1 tRNA gene is annotated in these 635 nt (G+C 38.6%); it reads right to left on the reverse strand.

Annotated elements, in window-relative coordinates:
* Positions 1–480 precede the first annotated feature (480 nt).
* A tRNA-Glu gene (locus tag FH036_RS26915) sits at positions 481–552 on the reverse strand.
* Between the last annotated feature and the right edge of the window lie 83 nt (positions 553–635).

A 635-nucleotide genomic window follows, 5' to 3' on the forward strand; every position in this document is an offset into this window, starting at 1 on the left:
AATCATTATAAATTCATACTGGATAAACCAATGTATTGGGCCTTATCAAATTACACAGACTTCTTGACGGAACCAATTTATCGACCGTAACTCAAATTATATCGGCGATTTTTGCAATATATCGACTTACCGACAAAACTCGACAATAATGACAACATAAAAAAGCTGTCTCCAGTAGATCACCTATTGAAAGACAGTTTCTTCTATTTATACTATTTGTTTTCCGTGGTAGCACCTAATACAGCAATTTCAATATTAAAAAGCTCAATTAAAGCATCCTTTAGTTGAGCGCCCCATATTTCAATTTTTATTATTCAACGGTATCTAATAACTCTACAACTAATTCCTTAGAATCTTCCCAGCTATGATATATTTCTAAGTGCCATTTCATTAATGACCTTGAGTATCCCTTTTTTTCTATCCAAAGTCCACTTTTACACAACAAAAAAGAGATAGCAGATTATGCTATCTCTTTTAATATGACCCGTACGGGATTCGAACCCGTGTTACCGCCGTGAAAGGGCGGTGTCTTAACCACTTGACCAACGGGCCAATTACTGGCAGAGAAGAAGGGATTCGAACCCTCGCACCGCGTTCGCGATCTACTCCCTTAGCAGGGGAGCCCCTTGAGCCAC

The organism is Bacillus sp. CD3-5, from assembly GCF_006349665.1.
GTDB lineage: Bacteria > Bacillota > Bacilli > Bacillales > Bacillaceae_G > Bacillus_A > Bacillus_A paranthracis.